Source organism: Pseudomonadota bacterium, assembly GCA_034660915.1.
Taxonomy (GTDB): domain Bacteria; phylum Desulfobacterota; class Anaeroferrophillalia; order Anaeroferrophillales; family Anaeroferrophillaceae; genus DQWO01.
The window spans coordinates 1-4,686 of record JAYEKE010000205.1 but is presented as its reverse complement, the minus strand read 5'-3'; the positions used below and the strand labels follow the sequence as shown (position 1 = coordinate 4,686).

General features: G+C 45.5%; 6 protein-coding genes and 2 tRNA genes. 4 read left to right on the top strand and 4 right to left on the bottom strand.

What is annotated here, in order from left to right; genetic code table 11:
- Positions 1–32: 32 nt before the first annotated feature.
- Both U9P07_11515 and U9P07_11510 read right to left on the bottom strand, forming a co-directional pair.
- Positions 33–116: transfer RNA gene (locus U9P07_11515), tRNA-Leu, on the bottom strand.
- Between the two features lie 84 nt (positions 117–200).
- Positions 201–276 (bottom strand) — tRNA-Lys (locus U9P07_11510).
- A gap of 277 nt (positions 277–553) precedes the next feature.
- Between U9P07_11510 and U9P07_11505 the strand changes: the two genes are divergently transcribed.
- On the top strand, positions 554–1,018 hold the full coding sequence (locus U9P07_11505; GenBank protein MEA2110035.1) for an iron-sulfur cluster assembly scaffold protein: 465 nt from the start codon (positions 554–556) through the stop codon (positions 1,016–1,018).
- Positions 1,019–1,023: 5 nt separating this feature from the next.
- On the opposite strand, the gene U9P07_11500 is transcribed toward U9P07_11505, so the two are convergent.
- Both U9P07_11500 and trkA read right to left on the bottom strand, forming a co-directional pair.
- Positions 1,024–2,475 (bottom strand): TrkH family potassium uptake protein, encoded by a 1,452-nt coding sequence (locus U9P07_11500; GenBank protein ID MEA2110034.1) that lies wholly within the window; start codon positions 2,473–2,475, stop codon positions 1,024–1,026.
- 2 nt (positions 2,476–2,477) lie between these two features.
- Positions 2,478–3,821 carry a Trk system potassium transporter TrkA gene (trkA, locus tag U9P07_11495; protein MEA2110033.1) on the bottom strand — a complete coding sequence of 448 codons (1,344 nt, stop codon included), beginning with the start codon at positions 3,819–3,821 and terminating at the stop codon, positions 2,478–2,480.
- Between the two features lie 230 nt (positions 3,822–4,051).
- Between trkA and U9P07_11490 the strand changes: the two genes are divergently transcribed.
- Genes U9P07_11490 through U9P07_11480 form a run of 3 tightly spaced genes read left to right on the top strand, consistent with a single transcriptional unit; the run spans position 4,052 to position 4,565 of the window.
- Positions 4,052–4,201, top strand: coding sequence for a hypothetical protein (locus U9P07_11490; protein ID MEA2110032.1), 150 nt, complete (start codon positions 4,052–4,054; stop codon positions 4,199–4,201).
- Positions 4,183–4,371, top strand: a complete 189-nt coding sequence (locus tag U9P07_11485; GenBank protein MEA2110031.1) for a hypothetical protein — start codon at positions 4,183–4,185, stop codon at positions 4,369–4,371. The genes U9P07_11490 and U9P07_11485 overlap by 19 nt, the downstream gene beginning before the upstream one ends.
- Before the next feature lie 20 nt (positions 4,372–4,391).
- Positions 4,392–4,565 carry a hypothetical protein gene (locus tag U9P07_11480; GenBank protein ID MEA2110030.1) on the top strand — a complete coding sequence of 58 codons (174 nt, stop codon included), beginning with the start codon at positions 4,392–4,394 and terminating at the stop codon, positions 4,563–4,565.
- Positions 4,566–4,686 lie beyond the last annotated feature (121 nt).

Sequence of the window (4,686 nt, the reverse complement as noted above, 5' to 3'; positions counted from 1 at the left end):
ATCACTTATTTGAACAAACACGGAAGATTTAATGGTGCGAGAGGGGGGACTTGAACCCCCACGGTAAAACCGCTAGATCCTAAGTCTAGTGCGTCTGCCAATTCCGCCACTCTCGCGAAAACAAAAAAAGCCACAGGATGACTTCTGCGGCCCGATCATAAATTCCACCAGCCTTACCCCTGCAACTTAACCCTGATGAATGGTGAGCCGTGAAGGAATCGAACCTTCAACCTACTGATTAAGAGTCAGTTGCTCTGCCAATTGAGCTAACGGCCCACACCGGTTAAAAGCTACAACCCCGCAGCCGGCGACGAAAGTAGTCGTATAATGAAAAACCAGGCACTTGTCAAACCTTTTTTATCATAAATAAAGAGGCTGCGACAACCTGCTTGTTTCCGGCAACTGGAAATGATATACACTATTAAACATAACGATGAGAAAAATTCCAGCTAACGCGGGCGTTGCCCACAAGTAAGTAGCCTTATCAGAACATTTTCTTGTTAAAAAAACAAGGAAATAACCTGTAAGTTACTAAATTTATCGGATAACAACCATGAAAAAAAACGAGGATAAACCGGTTACTTTAGAGCAGGCAGCCGCAAACCTGGAACAATTATACCCGACCCAGGTCATTGACCACTGGCTACAACCCCGTAACCTGGGAAAGCTGAAAAGAAGCGACGGGCATGCGGGCGGCCAGGGACCCTGTGGCGATTCCATATGGATGTGGATACAGGTTACTGACAATAAAGGGGATGAAATCATTAGCCGGGCAACATTTATCAGTGACGTCTGTATCGGAGCGGTATCCTGCAGCAGTGCCTTAACGGAAATGATCACCGGCATGGAAGTGCGGCAGGCCATGCAAATCAGCCCGGACATTCTCCGAAAAACATTGGGTGGACTGACAGAAGAGAAAAGTCATTGTGCCGACCTGGCGATCAAAACCTTAAAGGATACCATCCGCAGCTATCACCAGGGGCGCGCTGCAGGCTGGAAACTTCTCTACCAATCCTGATGGCTTCAGTGCTTCCAGAAAGTTGGCGTCAAAAGTATCAGTACGGTATAAATCTCCAGACGACCGACCATCATGGCCAGACTTAATATCCATTTCACATAATCGGGATAAAAAGCATAATTACCAGTTGGGCCGATACGACCAAAACCGGGACCAATGTTGCCTACCGTTGCCAGTGCTGTCGTCAACGAACTGACAATATCAATACCGGCAGTTGAAACAATAAAAGTAACCAGCAAAACAGTAAAGATATAGAGGAAGAAAAAACCTGAAATAGCATAAACAATATTCTTACGTACCGGATTTCCACTGATCCTCAGGGTAAACACACCTTTGGGATGCACCAAGTATTTCATCTCGTTAATTCCCTGCTTCAGCAGGGTTACAATCCGGACAACCTTGCCCCCTCCACCGGTTGATCCGGAACATCCGCCAACAAACATCAGGGTAAAAAGAACCATCTGGGCTACATAAGGCCATTGCTCATAATCAGCGGTGGCATAACCTGTCGTGGTTAAAATGGAAGCAGCCTGGAAAGCCGCATAGCGAAAGCTGTCAAAAAGGTCGCTGAAAACCCGGTGATAAAGTACCACCGTCATAATCATCACGGCCCCGGCAAAAATAAACAAGTAAGCTTTCAACTCAGTATCAGAAAAAATCTTGCGGAAATTACCAGTCAGTAACTTGAAATGGAGGGTAAAATTCATCCCGGCAACCAGCATGAAAAAAGTGATAACCAGATCAATATAAGCCGAATCATAATGGCCGACACTGGTATTCCTGGTAGAAAACCCCCCGGTTGCAACCGTCCCGAAAGTATGAGTCAGAGCGTCAAAAAGATTCATCCCTCCAAACATCAGTAAAACAGCTTCGGCAATAGTTATCCCCAGATAAATATACCATAAATATTTAGCCGTCTCGGTAATCCGGGGAGTTATTTTATCCATGGTAGGACCCGGAGCCTCTGCTTTAACCAGCTGCAGTCCACCAACTCCAAGCAGCGGGAGAATGGCAACGGTCAAAACCACGATCCCCATTCCTCCCAGCCAGTGAGTCAGGGACCGCCAGTAAAGAATTGCTTTGGGAAGTGATTCAATCTCCGTTAAGATGGAAGCTCCGGTAGTCGTAAAGCCGGACATGGTCTCAAAATAGGCATCAGCATAATGAGGAATGGTTCCGGAAAAATAAAACGGCAGGGCCCCGACCATGGACGCCAGCAGCCAGCCGAAAACCACGAACAGAAAACCATCACGAATGGACAAAGATTCCCTGGTTTTACCTTTCATCCGCCATAAAATACCTCCGGCGCCCATAAGAACAGCCAATACCGGATAAAGGAAACTGCGAATGGTCTTATATTCATCATACCATAAAGCCACAAGCACTGATGAAAGCATGAACAGAGAAGTTATCGCCAGCAGAATGGCAATAATTTTAGCAACAGTTCGAAAATGCATAATCAGTGACTGAAAATTTCTTCAAGACGTTCGATTTGTTCTATCCTGGCAAAGGTAATCACATCATCTCCACCCTTAATGATAAAATCACCATTCGGGACATAATTATTATCCTGACGGTTGACAGCAACCACCAAAGCCCCGGATGGCAATGGCAGCTCCTTAACCGCTTTGCCAACCACCTCACTTGATTCAGGAATGGCAAACTCGATGGTTTCCGCCCGGCCATCAAAAACAGTGTGAACACTTTTGATATTACCTCGGTGAATAAATTTCAGAATAGCACTGACTGAACTTGCCTTGGGACTGACGGTTGCATCAATCCCCAGATTGGCGGCAATAGTAACATAATTGGTTTTATTCACCAGCGGAATCACCCGCTTGACGCCTAAACGTTTGGCATAGATTGCCGTCAGCATATTCAGGGCTTCATCATTAGTCGTCGCAATCAGCAGATCAGCAGTATGCAACTGTTCCTCCTCAAAAATTTTCTCCTCTGAAATATCTTCATTGATAATCAGGGCCTCCGGAAACTGGGCCGCCAGTAGCTTACAGCAATCATAATTCTTGTCAACAAGCTTAACCTTGCGTCCCGCTCGGATTAACTGTTCAGTCACATTCTGACCAATTTTGCCGCCGCCGACCACCACAATATGCTGCAATATCTTTTTCTGTAGCCCGGTGCGGGACAATACTTTTTCCAGATTATCCCGACTTGAAACCAGGTAGAGATGGTCTTCCACATAAATGACAGTGTCCCCGGAGGGAATTATGAGCTCACCCAGGCGTGAAATCCCGGCAATGATAAAATTATATTGCAACTCACGACGTATATCTTTCAAAGTTTTGCCCTTGAAAAATGAGTGCTCATCAACGTATATGCCCCGCAGTTGAATATCGGTATCTTCAAATACCAGAATATCACTGGTCGCGCCATGCTCCACGGTATTCACAATGGCCCGTACCGCCTCGATTTCCGGATTAACAATATAATCAATTCCCCGCAGGCCATACTTGAACACGGCCGATTTTCCATAGGCCACATTCCGCACCCGGGCAATCTTCACTGGGACCTCAAACTCACTGTCCACCACCAGGCAGGAAATCATGTTGACTTCATCAAGATCCGTTACCGCTATAAAAGCATCAGCACTTCCCACCCCGGCATCTTCAAGGACTTGTGGGCTGCTGGCCTCACCATGAACAACCAGGCAATCAAGGTGTTCGGCAACAAATTTGGCTCGTTCACGATCCTTCTCAATCAAAATCACATCCTGATTGCCACCAACCAGCTGCTCAGCTATGTGGAAGCCCACCTCTCCTGATCCGGCTATAACGATTCTCATATACCGCCCCCAAGCTGGAAACAGGCAGACTTTGGAGTTTCCCCTTGACTTAGGTTAAAAAAAAAGCTCATATTATAATGCAGAATCCAGCATGGCCAAATTCACTGTCCTCAGGGATACTTTTTGCGTTACTATTATTTTGCTTGAGCGGAACTGATTTTCAGCACTTTTGGTGTTCGGTTGCCACTACCATACTGATAATCTTAAAAAATATCAAGAAAGGGAAAAACTTGACAACGAAAAACGAGGAAATTCTGCAGACCTTAAAAAATACCATGGAAGCTGAGTTGATTGGCAATCAATTTTATAAAAATGCGGCCCAGAATACCACTGATGAACAGGGAAAAAAGTTTTCCGGCAAATGGCTGAAGAAGAAATGATCCATTTCAACTACCTGCGCCGGCAATATCAATCAATTTTTGATACCGGATCCTATGATTTTTCGACTAAACTGGTAAAAGAAGCGGCAAAACAAGATGACAACCCGATTTTCAGCCAGAAAATGCGTGAAAGGATTAAGGACTGTCACTTTGAAATCAGCGTACTGTGACCATTGCCATGAAGCTTGAAATGGATTCCGTCAGGTTTTATCGACATTGTACTGAGCTGGCAGCTACTGAAAAGGCGAAGATTTTCTACCTTGAACTGGCAGAATGGGAACAGGAACACCTCCAATCACTGGAACAGGAACTGGAAATGCTTAAGGAAGATTATTGGGAGACCAACCATTTCGTTCCCATATAGACAGGTGTATGAATGATTGTAACTATTCAGCACATTGCATCGTTACTCAACAAGTAGTAAACTCGGGACTGTCCCCAGCTTCACCGGGGGCTGTCCCAGATGTTTACGGACTATGAAACAA